This is a genomic window from Polaribacter sp. R2A056_3_33, assembly GCF_019278485.1.
GTDB lineage: Bacteria > Bacteroidota > Bacteroidia > Flavobacteriales > Flavobacteriaceae > Polaribacter.
This window is the reverse complement of sequence record NZ_CP058984.1, coordinates 2,475,748-2,496,044: the sequence shown is the minus strand read 5'-3', so window position 1 is coordinate 2,496,044 and position 20,297 is coordinate 2,475,748. Positions and strand designations below refer to the sequence as shown.

The following is a 20,297-nucleotide window of genomic DNA, read 5'->3' as shown; positions in this document are numbered from 1 at the left end:
TTTATTACCTTGCAAAAAAAAGTAAAAATGTCAAAAAATCCTGAATTAGAACTTGCCTTACAATTTATAGATAAAACAGATAGAAATCTTTTTATCACCGGAAAAGCAGGTACAGGAAAAACTACTTTTTTACATCAAATTAAAAAGGAATCTTTAAAAAGAATGGTTATTGTTGCACCAACTGGTGTTGCAGCAATTAATGCAAAAGGAGTAACGATTCATTCTTTTTTTCAAATGCCTTTTGGTCCTATCTTACCAGATCAGATTGCAAATACAAACCAGCAACGTAAGTTTTCTAAAACTAAAATAGATATCATCAAATCGTTAGATTTAATAATTATTGATGAAATTTCTATGGTTCGTGCCGATTTGCTAGACGGAATAGATCAAGTAATGCGTCGTTATAAAAACAGAAACAAAGTTTTTGGAGGTGCACAAGTTTTAATGATTGGAGATTTACAACAATTAGCACCCGTTGTAAGGCCAAATGAATGGAGTTTATTGCAGCAACATTACAATACCGTTTACTTTTTTAGCTCTAAAGCGTATCAAGAAGCCGATGTTGTTTCCATAGAATTGAAACATATTTATCGTCAGAAAAATGAAGATTTTATTACCATCTTAAATGAAATTAGAACCGATACTTTATCAGAAAAATCTGCTGAAATTTTAAATAGAAATTACGACCCTACCTTCTCTCCTACTAAAGATGACGGTTACATTACCTTAACAACTCATAATAACAGAGCCAATTTAATTAATAGTTCAGAATTAAATAAACTCAATACCAAAAGTTACTTTTTTAAAGCTGATGTTTCTGGTAAATTCAATGATAATGCTTTCCCTAATGATGAAAAGTTAGAATTGAAAATGGGAGCACAGGTAATGTTTATCAAAAATGATTCATCACCAGAAAAAAGGTATTACAACGGAAAAATAGGAATTATAACCGATATTTCGTTACAAAATGTAACGGTACAATGTCCCAATGAAATTGATGAGATTGTTACGGAAAGAGAAACTTGGGATAATGTAAATTATTCTATAAACGACGAAACTAAAGAAATTAAAGAAGATGTAATTGGTTCTTTTTCTCAAATTCCTTTGCGATTGGCTTGGGCAATTACCATTCATAAAAGTCAGGGTTTAACCTTCGAAAAAGCCATTATAGATGCAGAAGCTTCTTTTGCACACGGACAAACGTATGTTGCCTTAAGTAGGTGTACTTCTTTAGAGGGTTTGGTTTTAAAAACACCAATTACCAGCAGTGCAATTATTAATGACAGAACGGTTAGTATTTTTAATGAAAGTGTAGAAGAAAATCACCCAGATGAACGTGTTTTGAACGAATCTGAAAAACACTTTCAGCTGAATTTAATTTCTGAGTTATTCGATTACCAGCCATTTTTATATCCCGTTTCTAGATTGATAGATATTTTTTACAAGAATCATACAAGTATCAAAGGAGATGTTATAGATCATTTACAAACTATAAAAGATGATGGTGTTGTAGCTTTAATGAAAGTTTCTAACGGATTTAAAAATCAATTAGCGCAAATTTGTGAAGACAATATACTACCAGAAAATAGTTCTCAAACTCAAGAACGCTTTACCAAAGCCGTTGATTATTTTGTAACACAAACAAAAGGAAATATTCTAAAACCTTTAAATGCAATTCAGTTTTCAACAGATAATAAAACAGTAAAAAGTGATTTTACCAAACAATTTGATAGCTTACAAGAAAAGCTATTAGAAAAATTGTTTGCGCTTCAAAAAATAAATAATGGTTTTAAAGTACAAGACTATTTAAAAGTAAGAGCAAATGCCGTTTTACAAAAATCATCACCCGCTAAAAAGAAAACAGTAGCCTCTAAACGCGACCCTATTTTAGCCTTAAAATTACGTGAATTAAGAGATGAAATTTCAAAAGATCTAGGAATTCCACATTTTCAAATATTTACACAAGAAACTTTATACGCCATGTGCGATGACTTACCAAGAACAGAAAAAGCTTTGCTAAGCACTGTTGGAATGGGAAAAACTCGTGTAAAAAAATATGGTGAACAAATTTTAGAAGCCATAGAAGATTATTGTAGAAAAAACGGAATCAATAAATTAAACGAACAAAAAAAAGAAGATAAGAAACCTACCAAACAAATTACTTTTGAGTTGTTTAAATCTGGGCTTTCAATAAAAGATATTGCTAAAGAAAGAAGTCTAACTTCTGGAACTGTAGAAAGCCATTTGGCGAGTTATATTCCCTCTGGTGATATTGATATTTTAGAATTGATAGATATTAAGAAATACAAGAAAATGGTTAATGCCATAGAAGACACCGAGTTTAAAAGCTTAACAGACCTAAAAGAAAAAGTAGACAAATCTTTTTCTTTTATGGAATTGAGGATGGTTTTGATGTCTATGGAAAATTAATTTCAATTATTTTAAAATAAAGTGTAAGTTTTAATAAAAAGAATCGTCTTAATGATTATGGTAAGATACTTTCTTATCATTTTCTTTTTCATAGCAATTTTCCCACTTCTAATTTAGGAGTGGGTTTTTTATTGAAATGAATATTTAAAAGCTACACTTCCTGCTTTCACTACTCACTTTTTTTCGTTCCTTAAAAAGAACTCAAACAAACGGTCAATCAGGGCTAAAATTGTTTGCTTACCTTTTTTTTATTCTTATAAATTCTTCTATATCTTTTTTGTCTGTATTAAATTTATAAGCTCCAAAAAGAGCTCCGTTTATAAAAGCTATAGAAGCAATAATTTTTTCCTTAATCTTTGAATTAGGATTTGACAAAATACCTTCTGGAGATTTTTTTCTTATTTCTGAAAATAATTTTTTTAATAAATTTTCATTATAATTTAAACTATGTGCAATTTCATTTCTTATACTATTAAGCATTATTAATTCATCAACTATATCAGCATCTCTTCCAAAAACTGTAAAATGTTTTAAGACTTTTAATTTTGTTGAAAAATTCATCTTGTCCTTTTTAAAGAAATCAGAATTTTTATTAATAGAAATAGATTCTAAATAACAATTTAAGCTATATTCAACTAAAATATGACCTTTTAAAATTAATAATTGGATATCGTTAATCTGTTGTAATTCATTCGTTGAAAAAATTACAAACTGTTCGGTTGAATATTTTTTTATCTCTTCCATTTATCTTACTTCAAATCCTTCAATAACAATTGTATCGATTTATTACCATTCCATACATTTTCATCTAAGCCATAAACAATATCGAAATCATTCTGAACAAATTCCATTTTATCACCCAAACCAAAACCAATTGAATTAAAAGTTCTTTTATTATCACCTTGAAAAACATTGAGTTTTAAGTGCGTTTTATCTGCACCAACCTGTTTTCCGTAACCATTATCTCTTACGCAACTTGTTTTAAAAGTCGGTCGCATATTCATAGGACCAAAAGGGGCCATTTGCTGAATGATTCTAAAAAACTTAGGTGTAATTTCTAACAAATCTATTTCTGCATCTATAGAAATCTCAGGAGTTAACAACTCTTTATCAATTGTAGCTTTTACAACTTCTTCAAACTTATTTTTAAAATTCTCGTAGTTTTCTGGTGCTAAAGTTAAACCCGCTGCATATTTATGTCCCCCAAATTGTTCTATAAACTCTTCACAAGCATGCAATGCATTATAAACATCAAAACCTTTTACAGAACGTGCGGAAGCCGCTAATTTATCGCCACTTTTGGTAAAAACTAAGGTGGGTCTGTAATACTTTTCTATTAAACGAGAAGCAACAATACCAATAACACCTTTATGCCAATCTTCTTGAAAAACTACCGATGTAAAACGGTCTTCTTCCTCATTATCAATAATCTGTATTAAAGCTTGATCTGTAATTTTCTTATCTAAATCTTTTCTATCAGCATTAAAAATTTCTATAGCAGCAGCAAACTCCACTGCCAAGTCAAAATCCATTTCCGTTAATAATTCTACTGCATAATTACCATGTTTCATTCTACCTGCAGCATTTATTCTTGGTGCAATAGTAAATACAACATCGGTAATGGTAAGTTCTGTTTTTTTCGTTTGATGAATAATTGCCTTTATTCCGTTTCTCGGACTTTGATTAATTACATGTAAACCATGATACGCCAAAACTCTATTTTCGCCATTCATAGGTACAATATCTGCAGCAATTGCCGTAGCAACCAAATCTAAGTATGGAATAAAATCTTCTATTGTTTGACCTCTAGAACTACCTAAAGCCTGAATCAATTTAAACCCAACTCCACACCCGCAAAGCTCATCGAAAGGATAGGTACAATCTTCTCTTTTTGCATTTAAAACAGCTACTGCTTTCGGAATTTCATCTCCAGGTTTATGGTGATCGCAAATAATAAAATCTACATTTTTTTCGGTTGCGTAGGCAACTTTATCAATAGCTTTTATTCCGCAATCTAAGGCAATAATTAAAGAAAAATCATTGTCATGCGCAAAATCAATTCCCATATAGGAAACGCCATAACCTTCGGCATACCTATCAGGTATATAAGTGGCAATATTTGGATGAATCGTTTTTAAATAAGATGCAACTAAAGAAACTGCTGTAGTTCCGTCTACATCATAATCACCAAAAACTAAAATATTTTCATTATTAGCAATTGCTTTTTCAATTCTAGTAACTGCGAGATCCATGTCTTTCATTAAAAAAGGATCATGAATTTCATCTAAACTTGGACGAAAATAATTTTTAGCATCCTCAAAAGTTTCAATATTTCTTTGACATAGAATTTCAGCTATAGTTTTATCTACCTGCAATTCTTTTGCTAATTTTTCTACCTTTACTTTATCCGCTTTTGGTTTTAACGTCCATCTCATAGCTAATTTATCGCTTAGTTCTCAATTTTATGTAAATGAATTTCAATTTCTACCTCAGCAAATTGACGAAACATCTCCATAACACCACAATATTTTGTTACCGATAAGTTAACTGCTTTCTGAATTTTTTCTGGCTTTAAATCTATATCAGTAAAATGATAATCTACTTTTACTTTATTATAAAACTTTGGATGCTCATCTGTTAACTCTGCTGTTATATCAATTTTAAATTCTGCAACTTCTGCACGCATTTTTGTTAATAATGAAACTACATCTAAACCAGAACAACCAGCTAAAGAGGCTAACATTAAGGCTTTCGGTCTGTACCCTTTTCCCTCTCCTCCACTTTCTTCGCCAGCATCCATTGTTAAATTTAACCCACTCGGATTATCAGATTCAAATTGCATGTTTTCTTTCCAGGTAGTTCTTACAATATTTGTAGTCATATTAAATAATTTTAGTATAGATTTTTAAAAGTTGAAATAGTAATTTGTGCTTATTCTTACAAAAATAAGAAAACACACAGTAGTTAATGGTTAAAATAAATAGAATGTTTCTTTTAATAAGTATAGTCTTTATGCAATTTTTAATAACACTTAATTTTAGGTATCTTTTTAGAAGATTCTCAATTTTTTATGATTTTTTGCACACTTAATGCTGTTTTTTGTTTTTTCTTGCTGTTTTATTAATTTTTTTAAGAGAATTATCTTTTTTTTAGCTAATTTTATCAAAATATTAACCAACAAAACATTTTTATGATAAAAAAACTTTTTTTTACAGTTTCACTTATCTTTATGGTTACATTAAATATTCAATCTCAAGAAATTAATGTCAAAGGAAAAGTAACAGATAACACGGGAGAATTACCAGGAGTAAGTGTGTTAATTAAAGGCACTAAAATAGGTACAAGTACCGATTTTAATGGAATGTATTCTATTACAGCAAAAAAAGGAGAAACAATTGTTTTTACTTCTTTAGGTTTTAAAAGAAAAGAAGTTCAAGTAAACTCTGCTACATTAAACGTTGTATTAGAAGAAGACACTAATATATTAAATGAGGTAGTAGTAACTTCTTTCGGTGTTAAAAGACAAAAAAAATCTTTAGGTTTTGCCGCGCAAGCATTAAAATCTGAAGAACTTTTAGAAGGAAACCAAAGTAATATGGTAAACTCTTTACAAGGAAAAGTTTCTGGTGTTACAGTTACTAGTTCTGGTGGTGCACCTGGGTCTTCTGCTGTAATTATGATTCGTGGAGGTACTTCTATAACAGGAAATAACCAACCACTAATGATTGTTGATGGATTACCGATAGACAATTCTACCGATTCTAGTTCTGAAGTTGCAAGTACAAATAGAGCATCTGATTTAAACCCAGAAGATATTGAAAGCATTACGGTTCTTAAAGGGCCTGCCGCTGCTGCTTTATATGGTATACAAGCCGCAGAAGGAGCTGTTATTATTACTACCAAAAGAGGAAAAGAAGGTATGAGTAAAGTTTTTCTTTCTTCATCTCTTTCTGTAGACAATGTTATGGGAACCCCAGACATTCAACAAATGTATGGTCAAGGTGAACAAATTGTTCAGACCGATGGAAGTATTAATTATAATTTAGAAAGTCCACTTTCTTGGGGAGAGGCAATATCGCCTGGTACAAAAACATATAACCATATAAAAGACTTTTATAAAACGGGAATTTCGCAAAACTACTTTGCAAGTTATACAGGTGGTAATGCTAAAGGAAATACGTATTTTTCTATAGGGAATTTAGATAATCAAGGAATTATACCATCTACTTCTTACAATAAAACTACTTTTAGAATTAATCAAAATTCGAAAATTTCAGAAAAACTTACTTTATCTGTTTTAGGTAATTACGTTAGAACAAATATTAAAAGTACCCTACAAGGAAATGCAACTGGTGGTAGTATTACTAGTTTATTAAATTATCCTTCTAATGTAAATATTAATGATTATACAGATCTAGACGGAGCTCAAAAGGGTTTTTATACAGGTCAACAAACTGACAATGTATATTGGAGTTTAGATAACAGCCCTAATACAAATGAATTAAATAGATTTATTGGTTCTATTGGATTAGATTATGCTATTAATGAAAATTTAAATCTATCCTATAAGTTTGGTGCAGATATTTACGATCAACATAGTAGAAGAATAACCGCAAATGGTTCTTTAAACGAATCTAGAGATGAAGGTTATATCTCTCAATACGAAAGATTGTATAAAAAATACACTTCAAATTTTATAGCTACTTATACTAAAAAATTATCAGAAAAATTTGAATTGAACTTATTAGCCGGTAATACTATAGAAGATAGTAATGTAAAAACAGACTACTTAACTGGTAATGGTTTTTTAGCTCCAGGTATTTATAATATCAGTAATGTTTCAACAGAAAATCAAACCATATTAGAGCGTATTGCTAGAAAAAGAAATGTGGGTGTTTTCGGAGAAATAAAATTAGGATATAAAGATGCATTATTTTTAAATGTTACTGGTAGAAATGACTGGTCTTCTACACTACCGTCAAAGAGTAGATCTTTCTTTTACCCTTCCGTAGGAGGATCTGCTGTTCTTACAGATTTATTTGATATTAAATCTGAAGGTAATGGATTAAATTATTTAAAATTAAGAAGTACTTGGGCTCAAGTAGGTAAAGATGCACCAATTGGTCAATTAGAAAGTTACTTGGTAACTCAAATTAATGGACTTGGTAGTACAGGTTATGCATACAACGGAGTAGATGTTGGTAACGCAGCTTTAGAACCAGAATTTACCAATAGTTGGGAGTTTGGTTTCGATTCTAGCTTCTTAAACAATAGGTTAAGTTTTAATGCAACGTATTATAAGAGTATTTCAGATAATCAAATATTATCAGATATACGTGTTCCTCCAACAGCAGGTACTTTTTACGCAACCTTAAATGGTGGAGAAATAGAAAACAAAGGTATAGAAGCATTATTATCTGTTAAATTAATGCCAAACACATCTGAATTTCAATGGGATATGAATTTTAACTTTGGAAGCAATGTAACCACAGTTATTGACTTACCAGGAGAACTAAATGAGGTGTATTTATCTGATTCTTGGACTTTTTTAAACTCTGCTGCAGGAGCAGGTGTTTTAGATGCTTCATTATTTTCACTTAGGGGTAAAAGAGCTATTAAAAATGAAAATGGAGAAGTTTTAATAGGAACCGACGGATACCCAACATTAACAGATGAAACTTATGCTGATGTTGATAGACAACCAGATTTTACATTAGGTATTTCAAGTACTTTAAGATATAAAAACTTTGGTTTATCATTTTTATTAGACATTGTAGAAGGTAATACTGTGTACAATGCTACTGCATCTGCATTGGCTTATTATGGTGTAGGAACATCTACTTTAGATAGAGGTACTACAACAATTATTCCTGGTATAAAAGCAGATGGAACTGCAAATGATATTTCAGTAACAAAGAACCAAGAATACTATCAAAATTATTATGCTTTAAACTCAGAAAACTTTGTTGAAGATGGTTCTTATACACGTTTAAGATATGTTAGTTTAAATTATAAGTTAAGTAAAAAATTATTAGACCGTTTGCCAATCTCTAATTTAGAGTTTTCTTTAACAGGTAGAAACCTTTTAACAATTACTAATTATAGTGGTGTAGATCCAGAAATAAATGCATTTGGAGGAGGAGTTCCTGGAGCAGGTTCTGTTGGAGTAGATAATCTTGGTACCCCAAATACTAAAGGTTTTGATCTTGGTCTTAAATTAACTTTTTAAAATATAAAAAATGAAATATTTAAAATATACAACTTTTATACTATTAGTTAGTATCGTGTTTTTATCATGTTCAGAAGATTATTTCGATGTAAATAGTTCTGTAACTGCACCAACAACACAATCATTAGAACCTCAATACCGTATAAAAGGTGCCATAGAAAACATGTTTACAGGTGTTATCTATAGAGGTAGTAGAGAGGTATTGGGAATTACACAACATGGAGCGCAAAATGTTGCCAACTATTATTCAGAAACTTGGAGTAGCTTTTTAACTACAGGTAGCTATTTTTTATGGCAAAATGCATACGTATATTCCTTACCTAACACTGCAGATTTAATTGTTTTAGGAGAAAAACATAACTCTCCAAACTTTATAGCAGTTGGTAAAATCTTACGAGCTTATGGTTTTGGTACAACAACAGATCAATATGGTGACATTGTTTTTACAGAAACTTATGATGGAGTATCTTCTTTAAACTTAACTCCGGAATTTGAAACTCAAAAAGCAGTGTATCAAGGAATCATAGAAATGTTAGATGAAGCAATTGCACAAATTAACCAACCAAGTAACATTGAATTAAATGCTAACGGAGGTGATGTTTTTTATAATGGAAATAAAGAACAATGGACAAGATTAGCTTATGCTTTAAAGGCTCGTTATTTAAACCATTTATCTAAGAAAAGTTCTGGTGATATGGCTTACGATGCAGATGCAATTATAGAAGCATGTTCTAAAGCTTTACAATCTAATGCAGACAATGCATTTAGATCTTATGGTGGTGGAGAAGCAGAAAATGATCGCCAACCTTATGCAACAGGAGGTTACGGAAGCTCTAGAGTAGATTATTTTTCTCACTTTTTTGTAGAATTATTAAAAAACTCATTAGACTTAGATACTCCTTATGAGGATCCTCGTCTTAAAATTATTATACCAGAAGCAGTAAATGGCGGATACCAAGGTGTTAGAACAGGAGAAGGTCCTTTACCTAATAATACAGATGGTGGTGATAATTATTCTGTTGGAAATGGTGGTTTTTACACCAGCCCTACTGCTCCAACTTACTTAATGACATATAGCGAGGTAAAATACATAGAAGCAGAAGCTAGATTAAGAAAAGGAGATAACTCTGGTGCTTATACTGCTTTAAAAGCAGGAATTCAGGCAGATTTTGAAAAAGCGGAAGCAACAGGAACTGAAACAGCAGCTTATTTAGCTAAAATGGATGCAGAAGTAGGAGAAGCTGGTATTACATTATCTCATATTATGATTCAGAAATACATTACATTACTTTTTGACCCTGAGACTTGGGTAGACATGAGAAGAATGGATTATAGCAATACAATTTATCCTGGTTTAGAAAGACCAATAAATGTAAATTTAGCTATTTTCCCTGGAGAAAATGATTGGATTCAGGCAATGGTATATGAATACAATGAAGAAGATAGAAATTACGAAAACATGCCAGATAATACTGCAAATGTTAGATTAACAACACCTCTTTGGTGGAATGTAGCTGAATAATCAACTATAATTTATTAGATCAAAAGAAAAGCATCAGAAATAATTTCTGATGCTTTTCTTATTCTATATTTTTTTAAAAAAAATATTATTCTTTCACCGGAACTTCTTTAAATCCTAATTCTTTAGTAGCACTTTTAATTTTCATTAAAAAGTCTTTTCCTGGATCTGTTTTTAATGTTCTATAGCCATTGTCTTTTTCTAACCATAAATCATGATTTTCAAAATTAGTATATTCATAATGACCAATTACGTAATCTATCTCGTATTTATTTTTTAAATAAGTAACAAGCCAGATATTCGCTTCCAATTGTTTTTCGGTTAAAGGTGTAGATTCTGTACCACCAACATTTTCTATTCCAATAGCACAATGATTTAAACCAATTACATGCCTTGCCATAAAATTTTCTGGCATTAATCTATAAATTGTACCGTCTAAATCAACTAAAAACTGAGAAGAAACATTTAACTGACTAGCAGTATTAATTTTTGTTCTGTGACTTCCTATTTTTGTATTTACAAATGCTCCAAAAGACTTTTCTAATGTTGGTATCGCAGTCCAATGTATTACTACCATCTTAGGAGTAATTATTGGAGAATCTTGAACAATACCATAATGAGATTCTAAATATTCTAACGTTAATTGTTCCCTTAACTCTCCAAAATCTATAGGTTTATCTATAATTTTTAGGTCTTCTTTACAAGCAACAGCACTAATTAATAGTAGTAAAAGGTATATTTTTTTCATTTGTAAAATTTATATTAGTTATTAATTGAGTCGATTAAAACATCTAATTGCACTTTAGTATGATTCGCATTTAAAACAATTCTATTAAACTTTTTAGCACTTGTTGCGTAATAAAAAGAGGTAATCAGAATGTCTTTATCAAACAGAATTTGTTCTATTTGTTCATCAGAATGAAAGAAAACAGGATACGTTTTATCAATAGTAATTGCTTTATTATCTTTTAACTGATGATATACATACTCCATATTACTTTTCAGTTTTACCAATTGCTTTTTATAAATTTGTTGAGTATTTACAAAAACCTCTAAAAAAGCAGGACTCATACCCGCGCAACCAATAAAAAGATTGTCTTTTTTGATAAGATTGATAAAACTTAAATCTCCTGCAATTATACCTCCATTAACACCAAAAGATTTTCCTAAAGAAGAACTAATAATCACTTTTATATTTTTTCTTTTTGGCACTAAATTAGAAATTCCGTTTCCATTTTCTCCTAAAACACCCAAACTATGAGATTCATCAATCAGTAGATAAATGGTGTTAGAAATGTCTATTTCATTTAAAAAATCAAAAGAAAACGGTGTTGTTTCAAATGCAGCAATTCCGTCTAAAACAATACTTATTTTTTTATTTTTGATTATTTTTAAAGATGGATTTAATTCCGAATCATTAAAAACAGGCAACGCATTTTCCGGCAAAATTGCCGGATGCGTTTTTGGCATAAAATAAAAAGCATCTACAAACGTGTCTAATATTTTTATAGCAAATTGACCTGCTAAAGTTCCTGATGAAACTGTTACAGCAGCTTCTGTTTGCAAAAAATTAGCCAAGTAAGTTTCACCTCTTTGATAAATAGCTAATTTTATATTTGCACTTCTAGAGCTTCCGTAAGAAACTCCCCATTTTTGAATAGCTTTAAAAAGTAATTCTTGAAACTCGGGTAAAGCCGCAGCTCCTAAATAAGAAGTTCCACTAAAATACAAATATTCTTTTCCGCTTAAAAAAGCTGTTGTAGTTGGTACTTTTTCTAATTGCATATTTATAACAATGAAGCTCCGGTTCCATTTTCATCAGCATAAGAAATTACCCCATTATCTATAGTAATTCCATTAGCAATGTCTTTTTTCAATAACAAACCACCATCCATATCTACATAATCTAAAAGAGGTAATAAATGTGCAATTGCAGAAATACCTACGGTAGATTCTGTCATGCAACCAACCATTGTTTTTAAACCTAATTCTTTGGCTTTTTCCAACATTCTTTTACCAGGTGTTAAACCTCCACATTTTGTTAACTTTACGTTTACACCATGAAATAAACCAAAACATTTTTCTACATCACTCTCTACAATACAACTTTCATCTGCTATTATTGGCAAAGCAGAATTTTCGAATAATTTTTTAGCGCCTTCAATATCATCTGCTTTTAAAGGTTGCTCTAAAAACTCTACACCTAATTCTTTTAATTTAAAAGAATTCTCTATTGCTTGATCTGCAGTCCACCCACAATTGGCGTCAATTCTGAAAATTGCATCAGAATGTTTTCTTAATTCAGTTACTATTTCAATATCATTTTTAGTCCCTAATTTTATTTTATAAATTGGCCAAGGAAGTTCTTTCATCTTCGCTAACATTTTTTCAACAGAATCGATACCAATAGTATAATCTGTCATTGGGTTTTTATCGGTATTTAACCCCCAAACATCATATAGTTTTTTTCCTTTTTTACGTGCATTTAAGTCATTAAAAGCAATATCTAAAGCACATAAAGCAAACATATTTTCAGCAAATAACGGTTGTAGTTTTTGCCAAAAATTAGCAGGTTCCTCTCCCGACAAAGACTTAATAAAAGGTAAGTTTTGTTGAATAGTAGCCATCATGTTTTCGACAGTAATATTATAATAAGGGTTTGAAGTTGCTTCACCAAAACCAGAAAATCCATCTGAAATTAACTCTACAACTAAACTTGGTTGAAAGTCATGAGACTCTCTAGAGATTGTAAAAGTGTGTTTTAATTGAAGATTATAAGAATGCAGTTTTATTTCCATTTTTTTACAGTTATATTTATCGTAAAGTTATAAAAATAGAATTCCATAAATAAATTTAAAATCATAAATATGCCATTAGTAACCCCATTATCTGCAGAACACGATATAGAAACAAAAGAATTAGCCCTATTCTTTAATGAGACCTTAGGTTTTTGCCCAAATTCTGTTTTAACAATGCAGCGAAGACCTGCAATTTCAAAAGCTTTCATCAACTTAAATAAAGCCGTTATGGCAAATGAAGGCAGGTTAACATCTGCATTAAAAAGAATGGTTGCTTGGGTTTCTAGTAATGCTACCGGTTGTAGATATTGCCAAGCCCACGCCATTAGAGCTGCAGAACGTTACGGAGCAGAACAAGAGCAATTAGATAATATTTGGGAATACAAAACACACCCTGCTTTTTCTGATGCTGAACGCGCTGCATTAGATTTTTCTTTAGCTGCTTCTATGGTACCTAATGCTGTTGACGCAAAAATTAAAAATGAATTATATAAGTATTGGGATGAAGGTGAAATTGTAGAAATGTTAGGTGTAATTTCCCTTTTTGGATACTTAAATCGTTGGAATGATTCCATGGGAACAACCTTAGAAAAAGATGCAATTGATAGCGGAGATCAATATTTAGGAAAACATGGTTTTGAAGTTGGTAAACATCAATAAAAAGCAGTACATTTATTTTTCAAAAAAAAAGAACTCCTCACTATAAAAGTGAGGAGGTTCAAATAAATTATTAAGGTCCCCCAACCTTTTCAAATTTAGTACACAAAAGTAAAGAAAACATTAGTTTTAAAATTGTGTATTTCACAAAAAATAAATGTTTTTTTTGTGATTTTTAAGTACGAAAAAAAAGGCCTAAATGAAAAGCTCAGAAGAAGAATTATTTAATTACATTAAACAGAAACTCCCTAAAAACGTTTCTTTTATAGATAAAATTGCAGAGGTTTTAGATTTAAGTTATGATGCTGCATATAGAAGGGTTAACAGAAAAACAGCATTAAATTTAGCTGAAACGTTAAAACTTGCAAATCATTACAATATAGATTTAAACACCTTATTATTATCTACCAACAATAGTAAAAGGATTATTGTAGAGAAAACTCATCATATAATTGAAGATGACTTTTTACAAACTTTTTTAGATAAATCATCTAATGAAATTCAAAAATTACAAGAGTCGAGAAAAGCACTATTAATAAACTCTCTTAAAGACTACCCTCTGTATCATGCGGGCAGTGGTTTTTTTTCTATGTTTAGAATATTTGCTTTAATTAATATATCTACTAAAGATTCTAATATTAAAAAAATGCCTTTTTCGGAATTTACGCCCTCTTCTGAAATTTTGAAAAAACACAAGACTTTTTTAAAAGGATACAATAAAATATCATTAACAGAAATATGGAGTGATTCTACGATAGATAATATTTTAAATCAAATTCAATATTTTTTTGACATAGGTCTCACCACAAAACCAGAGTCAATAATGATTGCTGATAGTTTGGTAGATTCATTAAAGGTAATTGAAGAACAAGCAAAAAATCAAAAAAGAAACCATAGTGAAAGTAGTTACCAATTATACCACAACAATTTAGTTCCACTATTAAATACGGTAATTATGAAATCTGAAACTCAAAAAAAGATTTTTGTGCCCTATACTAATTTAAGTTATTTTAGAATAAGTGATGAAAATACAACAAACCAGATTGAACAACATTTTAAAACGCAAATAGAGTTTTCTAACAACCTTTCTGGTGATGCCTCTGTAGAAAGACAAAAGTTTTTTAATACTTTATATCAAAAGATTGAAAATCGAAAAACAAGACTTTCTCTTTCATTTTCTCCTAATGATGTTTTGAACCCTATTTTCTAATTCCGGAATTACATTTTTCTCAAACCATGGATTTTTAGTCAACCAAAACCGATTTCTGGGAGACGGATGTGGCAATGTAAAATATTTAGGCAAATACTCCGGATAATTATCTACCGTTTCTGTGAGCGTACGTTTAGCTTTGTCTTTTAAATAATAGTTCTGTGCATACATTCCTATTAAAATAATCAGTTCTAGATTTGGCATTAACTCAAATAATTGTTGATGCCATTTTGGTGCACATTCTTTACGTGGTGGTTTATCTCCACTTTTTCCTTTTCCCGGATAACAAAAACTCATTGGTACAATGGCAAATTTTTCTACATCATAAAATTCCTCATCAGAAACATTCAACCATTTTCTTAATTGTTTTCCACTTGCATCGTCCCAAGGAATTCCGGATTTATGAACCTTTGTTCCTGGAGCTTGCCCAACAATAACAATTTTAGAATTTTTGTGAGCACTAACAACCGGGTTTGCTCCCAAATCTAGATTAGGTTCACAAATGGTACATTGTTTTATTTCTGATAAAAGGCTTTGCATTCTCTAAAAATAGTAGTTTTTATTTTTTAAAACAAAGTAACTACAATAAATAGCTTTTTAATATGAGATTTCTCAATCGTTGAAAAACTCATTTCGAAATGACATTCGAAATCTAAAAAAAAGCTTATTTCAATTCTAAAGCGACACCTTCAAAAGACAAACCATCGAAACCTGTTTTCATGAAGTTTCTAATATTCTGATGAGAATCTCCATTTTCATCATCTAAAACATTTTTATAATGTTCTCCAAAACAAAATAAGGTTTCTTCTTTTGTTAATTTTTGAGCAACAGCAAAAGCAAATAATTTACAAGAACCAGAATTCTCGCCTGCATTATTTTTAATGTCTCCGTTTATAAAAGTAGTTGGCGTAAAGTTGAAATTATCTTCAATCACTTGCATGGTGTCTGCAAAGTTAATTGATGTTGGGTTTGATTTTAATTTGGTTTTTAATTCTTGAATAATCATATTAATGTTTTAAAGAAATTATATATTTACGTACTTGTTTCCAGTAATTTTCTTCAAATTTAAAATAAAAACAACATTCTTTGTTATAAAATCATAAGTTTCCTCGTTATATAAAAAGAATGAACAAGATAGATTTTAAACATAAAGTATTTTCATTATCGGAACGTTTATTTCCTATGGTTGCCCGTATGCTTGGTTCTGCTAATGCAGAAGATGCAATTCAAGAAATAATGTTAAAACTCTGGCAGAAACGTAAACAAGTAGAAAAGCATCCTAATATTAATGGCTTTGTATTTTTAACAGCACGTAATTACTGCATCGATATTTTAAGGAAAAAACCTTTTGTATTAGACGATGCTACAGATTATTTTAAGATTTTGGAATCTAAAAAAGATTACACCAATATAGAATGGAAAGAGTTAAATACAATTATTTTAGAAATTCTTAAAAAATTACCAAAGCAACAAACAGAAGTTTTTATGATGCGAGATTTAGATGCTTACGAGTTTACAGAAATAGCTGCTGCATTAGAAATTAAAGTTGAACATGTTAGAGTTTTACTTTCTAGAGCAAGAAAACAAATAGGTGTTGAATTAGAAAAAACATATAGTTATGAAAGAGGAAAATATTAAAAACTTAATTACAAAATATAAATTAGGTACAAGTTCTTTAAAAGAGGAAGCGCTTTTATTTGATAACGTAGATGATTCAGAAACCGCCATTAAAGCAGTGGCTACTTTTGTAAAAAAGAACAAAAAAGTTGCTCCTGATAATTTTAATAATGATTTATGGAAATCTTTTGATAAAAAAACAACTCAAAAAAATAGATTTAAAATTGGACTAATTTCAGCTGCAGCATCAATCTTATTAATCAGCACACTTTATATAAATAATATAAGTGATAACGGTTTGAGTTACGGAGAAAAAGAAGCTTTACTAAACGAGGCTAAAAATATGTTTACAGAACAAGAAGTACAACCAATTAGCGTACTTATTGAAAGTGACTTGATAATTGTATACACTAAAATAGAGTAAACCCACTAAAAATAATTATTAATATTAAATTATAAAAAATGAAAAAAGTACTATTTATCGCTATTATAATGTTGTTATCATCAAAAATAATTACAGCTCAAGAAGAGAAAAAAGAAGGGAAAGAAAATATTTATGTAAAGTTAAAAGAAGGTGCTAAGCCTACTATTTATATTGACGGTAAAGTATTCGATTTTCCTATGGATTTAATTGATCAAAATAAAATAGCGTCTGTATTTGTTGTAAAGGGAGAACAAGCTCTAAAAAAATACAATGCACCGAATGGTGTTATTTTAATAAAAACAAAAGAGTTAGAAGCAACTGGAATTTCGAACCTTAAAATAGAGAAAAACAAGAATACTATTACTGATAAAAACGCACCAATGGTAATTGTTGACGGTAAAGTTACAGATAGAAAAACGTTAGATACTATAAGTCCTAATACTATTAAAAAGATGGAAGTTTTAAAAGGAGAAAAAGCAATAGAAAAATACAACTCACCAAATGGTGTCATTATAATTACTACTAAAAAAATGTAATCAATCAGTTGTTTTATGTAAAACCCCAATAAATAGAATTTCTAATTATTGGGATTTTATGTAATTAATAATTTATTTAGAAGACTTCCCTTCCACAATCACAACAATTTCTCCTTTTGGTGGTTTTGCTGTATAATGAGCCAAAACTTCGGTTGCAGTTCCTCTAATGGTTTCTTCGAACATTTTTGTTAATTCTCTACTTACAGAAACTTGTCTATCAGCTCCAAAATATTCTACAAAATGCCCAAGTGTTTTTACTAATTTATGTGGAGATTCGTAAAAAATCATAGTTCTTGTTTCTTCCGCTAATAATAAAAATCGAGTTAGTCTTCCTTTTTTTACAGGTAAAAAACCTTCGAACACAAACTTATCATTTGGCAACCCAGAATTTACCAAAGCAGGTACAAAAGCTGTTGCTCCAGGTAAACAATCTACCTCTATATTATTTTCTACACAAGCTCTGGTTAGTAAGAAACCAGGATCTGAAATTGCAGGTGTTCCGGCATCTGAAATTAAAGCGCAAGTTTCTCCGTTTTGTATTCTTTGCACAATTCCTTTTACAGATTTGTGTTCGTTATGCATGTGGTGACTGTGCATTTGTGTAGCAATCTCAAAGTGTTTTAAAAGTTTACCACTTGTACGTGTGTCTTCTGCCAAAATAAAATCTACTTCTTTTAGAATTCGTACTGCTCTAAAAGTCATGTCTTCTAAATTACCTATTGGTGTTGGTACTAAATATAATTTACTCATCTTATTTTAGTTATCAGATATCAATTATCAGTAATCAAAAAAAGATAACTGATAGTTGTTTTAATAAAATTGTATTGAGAAGTTTCTAATTCTTCTATACTACAAATTTACAAAGAATTGTACGGATTTTGCGTTACCGATTGCAGCAATTGTTTGAGCTCTTTTTTATTCTTTTTCTGAATAAAAAAAGCGAGTGCGGAAAGCGGGGCATTTCTGTTTAGAAATGAACGCCCAAAAAACTAATATTCAATAGAAAATGATTATTTTTGCAGCTTCAATTAATGATACTTCTGCCATTGAGAAAATGGTAGACACCAATATAAAAATAAAGAAATGTATAGAAGTCATTCTTGTGGCGAGTTAAACGCATCGCATATAAATACAGAAGTTACCTTAGCGGGTTGGGTACAAAAAAGCCGTGATAAAGGGTTTATGATTTGGGTAGATTTACGTGATAGATACGGAGTTACGCAATTAATGTTTGATGAAGAGCGTACGCCAAAGGAAATGATGGAGAAAGCAAAATCTCTTGGTAGAGAATTTGTGATTCAGGTTACAGGAACCGTTATTGAGCGTGAGTCTAAAAATGACAAAATGGCTACTGGTGCTGTAGAATTGTTGGTTTCTAAATTAGAAATCTTAAACGCATCTATTACGCCTCCTTTTACTATTGAAGATAAAACGGATGGTGGAGAAGATATCCGTATGAAATACAGATATTTAGACATTAGAAGAAATCCTGTTAAAGACAGTTTAATTTTCCGTCATAAAGTGGCAATGGAAGTTAGAAAATATCTTTCTGATGAAGACTTTATTGAAGTAGAAACGCCTTATTTAATTAAATCTACACCTGAAGGCGCAAGAGATTTTGTGGTGCCAAGTAGAATGAATGAAGGTCAATTTTATGCGTTACCCCAATCTCCACAAACCTTTAAACAATTGTTGATGGTTGGTGGAATGGATAAATATTTTCAGATTGTAAAGTGCTTTAGAGATGAGGATTTACGTGCAGACAGACAACCAGAATTCACACAAATTGACTGTGAAATGGCGTTTGTAGAGCAAGAGGATATTTTAAATATTTTTGAAGGATTAACGCGTCACTTACTGAAAGAAGTAAATAATGTTGAAGTGGAGAAATTCCCTAGAATGTTATATGACGATGCAATGAAATTGTATGGAAATGACAAACCAGATATCCGTTTTGGAATGGAGTTTGGCGAGTTAAACGCAGTTACACAACATAAAGATTTTGGTGTTTTTAATAGCGCTGAATTGGTAGTTGGTATTGCTGTACCTGGAGGAAACGCATACACAAGAAAAGAAATAGACAATATTATTAAGTGGGTTAAGCGTCCGCAAGTTGGTGCTTTAGGAATGATTTACGCACGTGTAAACGAAGATGGAACTTTTAAATCTTCTGTAGATAAATTCTACGATCAAGAAGATTTAGCAAAATGGGCAGAAATTACCGGTGCAAAACCTGGTGATTTAATCTGTGTTTTATCTGGAGAAACTAATAAAGTAAGAGCACAATTATCTGCTTTACGTATGGAATTAGCAGAACGCTTAGGTTTAAGAGATCCTAAAGTATTTGCTCCGCTTTGGGTAATTGACTTTCCTTTATTAGAGTTAGATGAAGAAACAGGGCATTACCATGCAATGCATCACCCATTTACTTCTCCTAAACCTGGGCAAATGGAATTGTTAGACACAGATCCTGGAGCTGTAAAAGCAAATGCGTACGATTTGGTTTTAAATGGTAACGAAATTGGTGGTGGTTCTATTCGTATTCACGATAAACAAATGCAAGCAACTATGTTGAAGCATTTAGGTTTTTCTGAAGAAGATGCCAGAGCTCAATTTGGTTTCTTAATGGATGCTTTTGAATACGGAGCACCTCCTCACGGTGGATTGGCTTTTGGATTGGATAGATTGGTAGCTATTTTAGGCGGACAAGAAACTATTAGAGACTTTATTGCATTTCCAAAAAACAATTCTGGTAGAGATGTTATGATTGATGCACCTGCATTTATTGATGATGACCAATTAAAAGAATTAAGCTTAAAACTTAATATTCAAGCATAAAATTTTTAAATCCCGCTTCTGCGGGATTTTTTATTACTT

General features: G+C 30.6%; 18 protein-coding genes. 9 read left to right on the top strand and 9 right to left on the bottom strand.

The annotated features are described in order from the left end of the window. Positions 1-27: 27 nt before the first annotated feature. A complete protein-coding gene (locus tag H0I29_RS10390) occupies positions 28-2,430 on the top strand; it encodes a helix-turn-helix domain-containing protein (protein WP_218752229.1) in 2,403 nt (800 codons plus the stop codon). A gap of 237 nt (positions 2,431-2,667) precedes the next feature. On the opposite strand, the gene H0I29_RS10385 is transcribed toward H0I29_RS10390, so the two are convergent. The 3 genes from H0I29_RS10385 to H0I29_RS10375 are packed head-to-tail and all read right to left on the bottom strand — an operon-like array spanning position 2,668 to position 5,311. Continuing rightward, on the bottom strand, positions 2,668-3,174 hold the full coding sequence (locus tag H0I29_RS10385; protein ID WP_218752228.1) for a hypothetical protein: 507 nt from the start codon (positions 3,172-3,174) through the stop codon (positions 2,668-2,670). Between the two features lie 5 nt (positions 3,175-3,179). Further along, positions 3,180-4,865 (bottom strand): single-stranded-DNA-specific exonuclease RecJ, encoded by a 1,686-nt coding sequence (recJ, locus tag H0I29_RS10380; protein ID WP_218752227.1) that lies wholly within the window; start codon positions 4,863-4,865, stop codon positions 3,180-3,182. A 14-nt stretch (positions 4,866-4,879) separates the two neighbouring features. Then, positions 4,880-5,311, bottom strand: coding sequence for an OsmC family protein (locus tag H0I29_RS10375; RefSeq protein ID WP_218752226.1), 432 nt, complete (start codon positions 5,309-5,311; stop codon positions 4,880-4,882). 309 nt (positions 5,312-5,620) lie between these two features. Between H0I29_RS10375 and H0I29_RS10370 the strand changes: the two genes are divergently transcribed. Next, positions 5,621-8,659 carry a SusC/RagA family TonB-linked outer membrane protein gene (locus H0I29_RS10370; RefSeq protein ID WP_254712610.1) on the top strand — a complete coding sequence of 1,013 codons (3,039 nt, stop codon included), beginning with the start codon at positions 5,621-5,623 and terminating at the stop codon, positions 8,657-8,659. Positions 8,660-8,669: 10 nt separating this feature from the next. Further along, the gene (locus H0I29_RS10365; RefSeq protein ID WP_218752225.1) at positions 8,670-10,181 is read left to right on the top strand and encodes a SusD/RagB family nutrient-binding outer membrane lipoprotein; all 1,512 of its coding nucleotides are present in this window, start codon (positions 8,670-8,672) and stop codon (positions 10,179-10,181) included. A gap of 85 nt (positions 10,182-10,266) precedes the next feature. On the opposite strand, the gene H0I29_RS10360 is transcribed toward H0I29_RS10365, so the two are convergent. Genes H0I29_RS10360 through H0I29_RS10350 form a run of 3 tightly spaced genes read right to left on the bottom strand, consistent with a single transcriptional unit; the run spans position 10,267 to position 12,976 of the window. Further along, positions 10,267-10,926: a peptidoglycan recognition family protein gene (locus H0I29_RS10360; protein WP_218732691.1), complete on the bottom strand. Its 660-nt coding sequence runs from the start codon at positions 10,924-10,926 to the stop codon at positions 10,267-10,269. Between the two features lie 14 nt (positions 10,927-10,940). Beyond that, on the bottom strand, positions 10,941-11,963 hold the full coding sequence (locus H0I29_RS10355; RefSeq protein ID WP_218752224.1) for an aminotransferase class I/II-fold pyridoxal phosphate-dependent enzyme: 1,023 nt from the start codon (positions 11,961-11,963) through the stop codon (positions 10,941-10,943). Between the two features lie 2 nt (positions 11,964-11,965). Continuing rightward, complete coding sequence (locus H0I29_RS10350) at positions 11,966-12,976, bottom strand: dipeptide epimerase (RefSeq protein ID WP_218752223.1); 1,011 nt, start codon at positions 12,974-12,976, stop codon at positions 11,966-11,968. 69 nt (positions 12,977-13,045) lie between these two features. Between H0I29_RS10350 and H0I29_RS10345 the strand changes: the two genes are divergently transcribed. Next, positions 13,046-13,636 (top strand): carboxymuconolactone decarboxylase family protein, encoded by a 591-nt coding sequence (locus tag H0I29_RS10345; RefSeq protein WP_218752222.1) that lies wholly within the window; start codon positions 13,046-13,048, stop codon positions 13,634-13,636. Between the two features lie 196 nt (positions 13,637-13,832). Next, positions 13,833-14,843, top strand: a complete 1,011-nt coding sequence (locus tag H0I29_RS10340) for a hypothetical protein (protein ID WP_218732687.1) — start codon at positions 13,833-13,835, stop codon at positions 14,841-14,843. On the opposite strand, the gene H0I29_RS10335 is transcribed toward H0I29_RS10340, so the two are convergent. Together H0I29_RS10335 and H0I29_RS10330 are read right to left on the bottom strand one after the other, a co-directional pair. Then, complete coding sequence (locus H0I29_RS10335) at positions 14,805-15,383, bottom strand: uracil-DNA glycosylase family protein (protein ID WP_218752221.1); 579 nt, start codon at positions 15,381-15,383, stop codon at positions 14,805-14,807. The genes H0I29_RS10340 and H0I29_RS10335 overlap by 39 nt on opposite strands. Positions 15,384-15,507: 124 nt before the next feature. Beyond that, positions 15,508-15,849, bottom strand: coding sequence for a HopJ type III effector protein (locus H0I29_RS10330; RefSeq protein WP_218752220.1), 342 nt, complete (start codon positions 15,847-15,849; stop codon positions 15,508-15,510). A gap of 119 nt (positions 15,850-15,968) precedes the next feature. Between H0I29_RS10330 and H0I29_RS10325 the strand changes: the two genes are divergently transcribed. Genes H0I29_RS10325 through H0I29_RS10315 form a run of 3 tightly spaced genes read left to right on the top strand, consistent with a single transcriptional unit; the run spans position 15,969 to position 17,420 of the window. After that, positions 15,969-16,481: an RNA polymerase sigma factor gene (locus H0I29_RS10325; RefSeq protein ID WP_218752219.1), complete on the top strand. Its 513-nt coding sequence runs from the start codon at positions 15,969-15,971 to the stop codon at positions 16,479-16,481. Beyond that, positions 16,462-16,884: a hypothetical protein gene (locus tag H0I29_RS10320; protein WP_218752218.1), complete on the top strand. Its 423-nt coding sequence runs from the start codon at positions 16,462-16,464 to the stop codon at positions 16,882-16,884. Before H0I29_RS10325 ends, H0I29_RS10320 begins: the two co-directional genes overlap by 20 nt. A 38-nt stretch (positions 16,885-16,922) precedes the next feature. After that, positions 16,923-17,420 (top strand): hypothetical protein, encoded by a 498-nt coding sequence (locus H0I29_RS10315; protein WP_218752217.1) that lies wholly within the window; start codon positions 16,923-16,925, stop codon positions 17,418-17,420. A gap of 72 nt (positions 17,421-17,492) precedes the next feature. Here H0I29_RS10315 and rsmI read toward each other — a convergent pair whose 3' ends face one another. Continuing rightward, positions 17,493-18,170 carry a 16S rRNA (cytidine(1402)-2'-O)-methyltransferase gene (gene rsmI, locus H0I29_RS10310; protein ID WP_218732681.1) on the bottom strand — a complete coding sequence of 226 codons (678 nt, stop codon included), beginning with the start codon at positions 18,168-18,170 and terminating at the stop codon, positions 17,493-17,495. Between the two features lie 333 nt (positions 18,171-18,503). Between rsmI and aspS the strand changes: the two genes are divergently transcribed. Then, entirely contained in the window at positions 18,504-20,258 is a 1,755-nt protein-coding gene (aspS, locus tag H0I29_RS10305) for an aspartate--tRNA ligase (RefSeq protein ID WP_218752216.1), read from the top strand. The last annotated feature ends 39 nt before the right edge of the window (positions 20,259-20,297 follow it).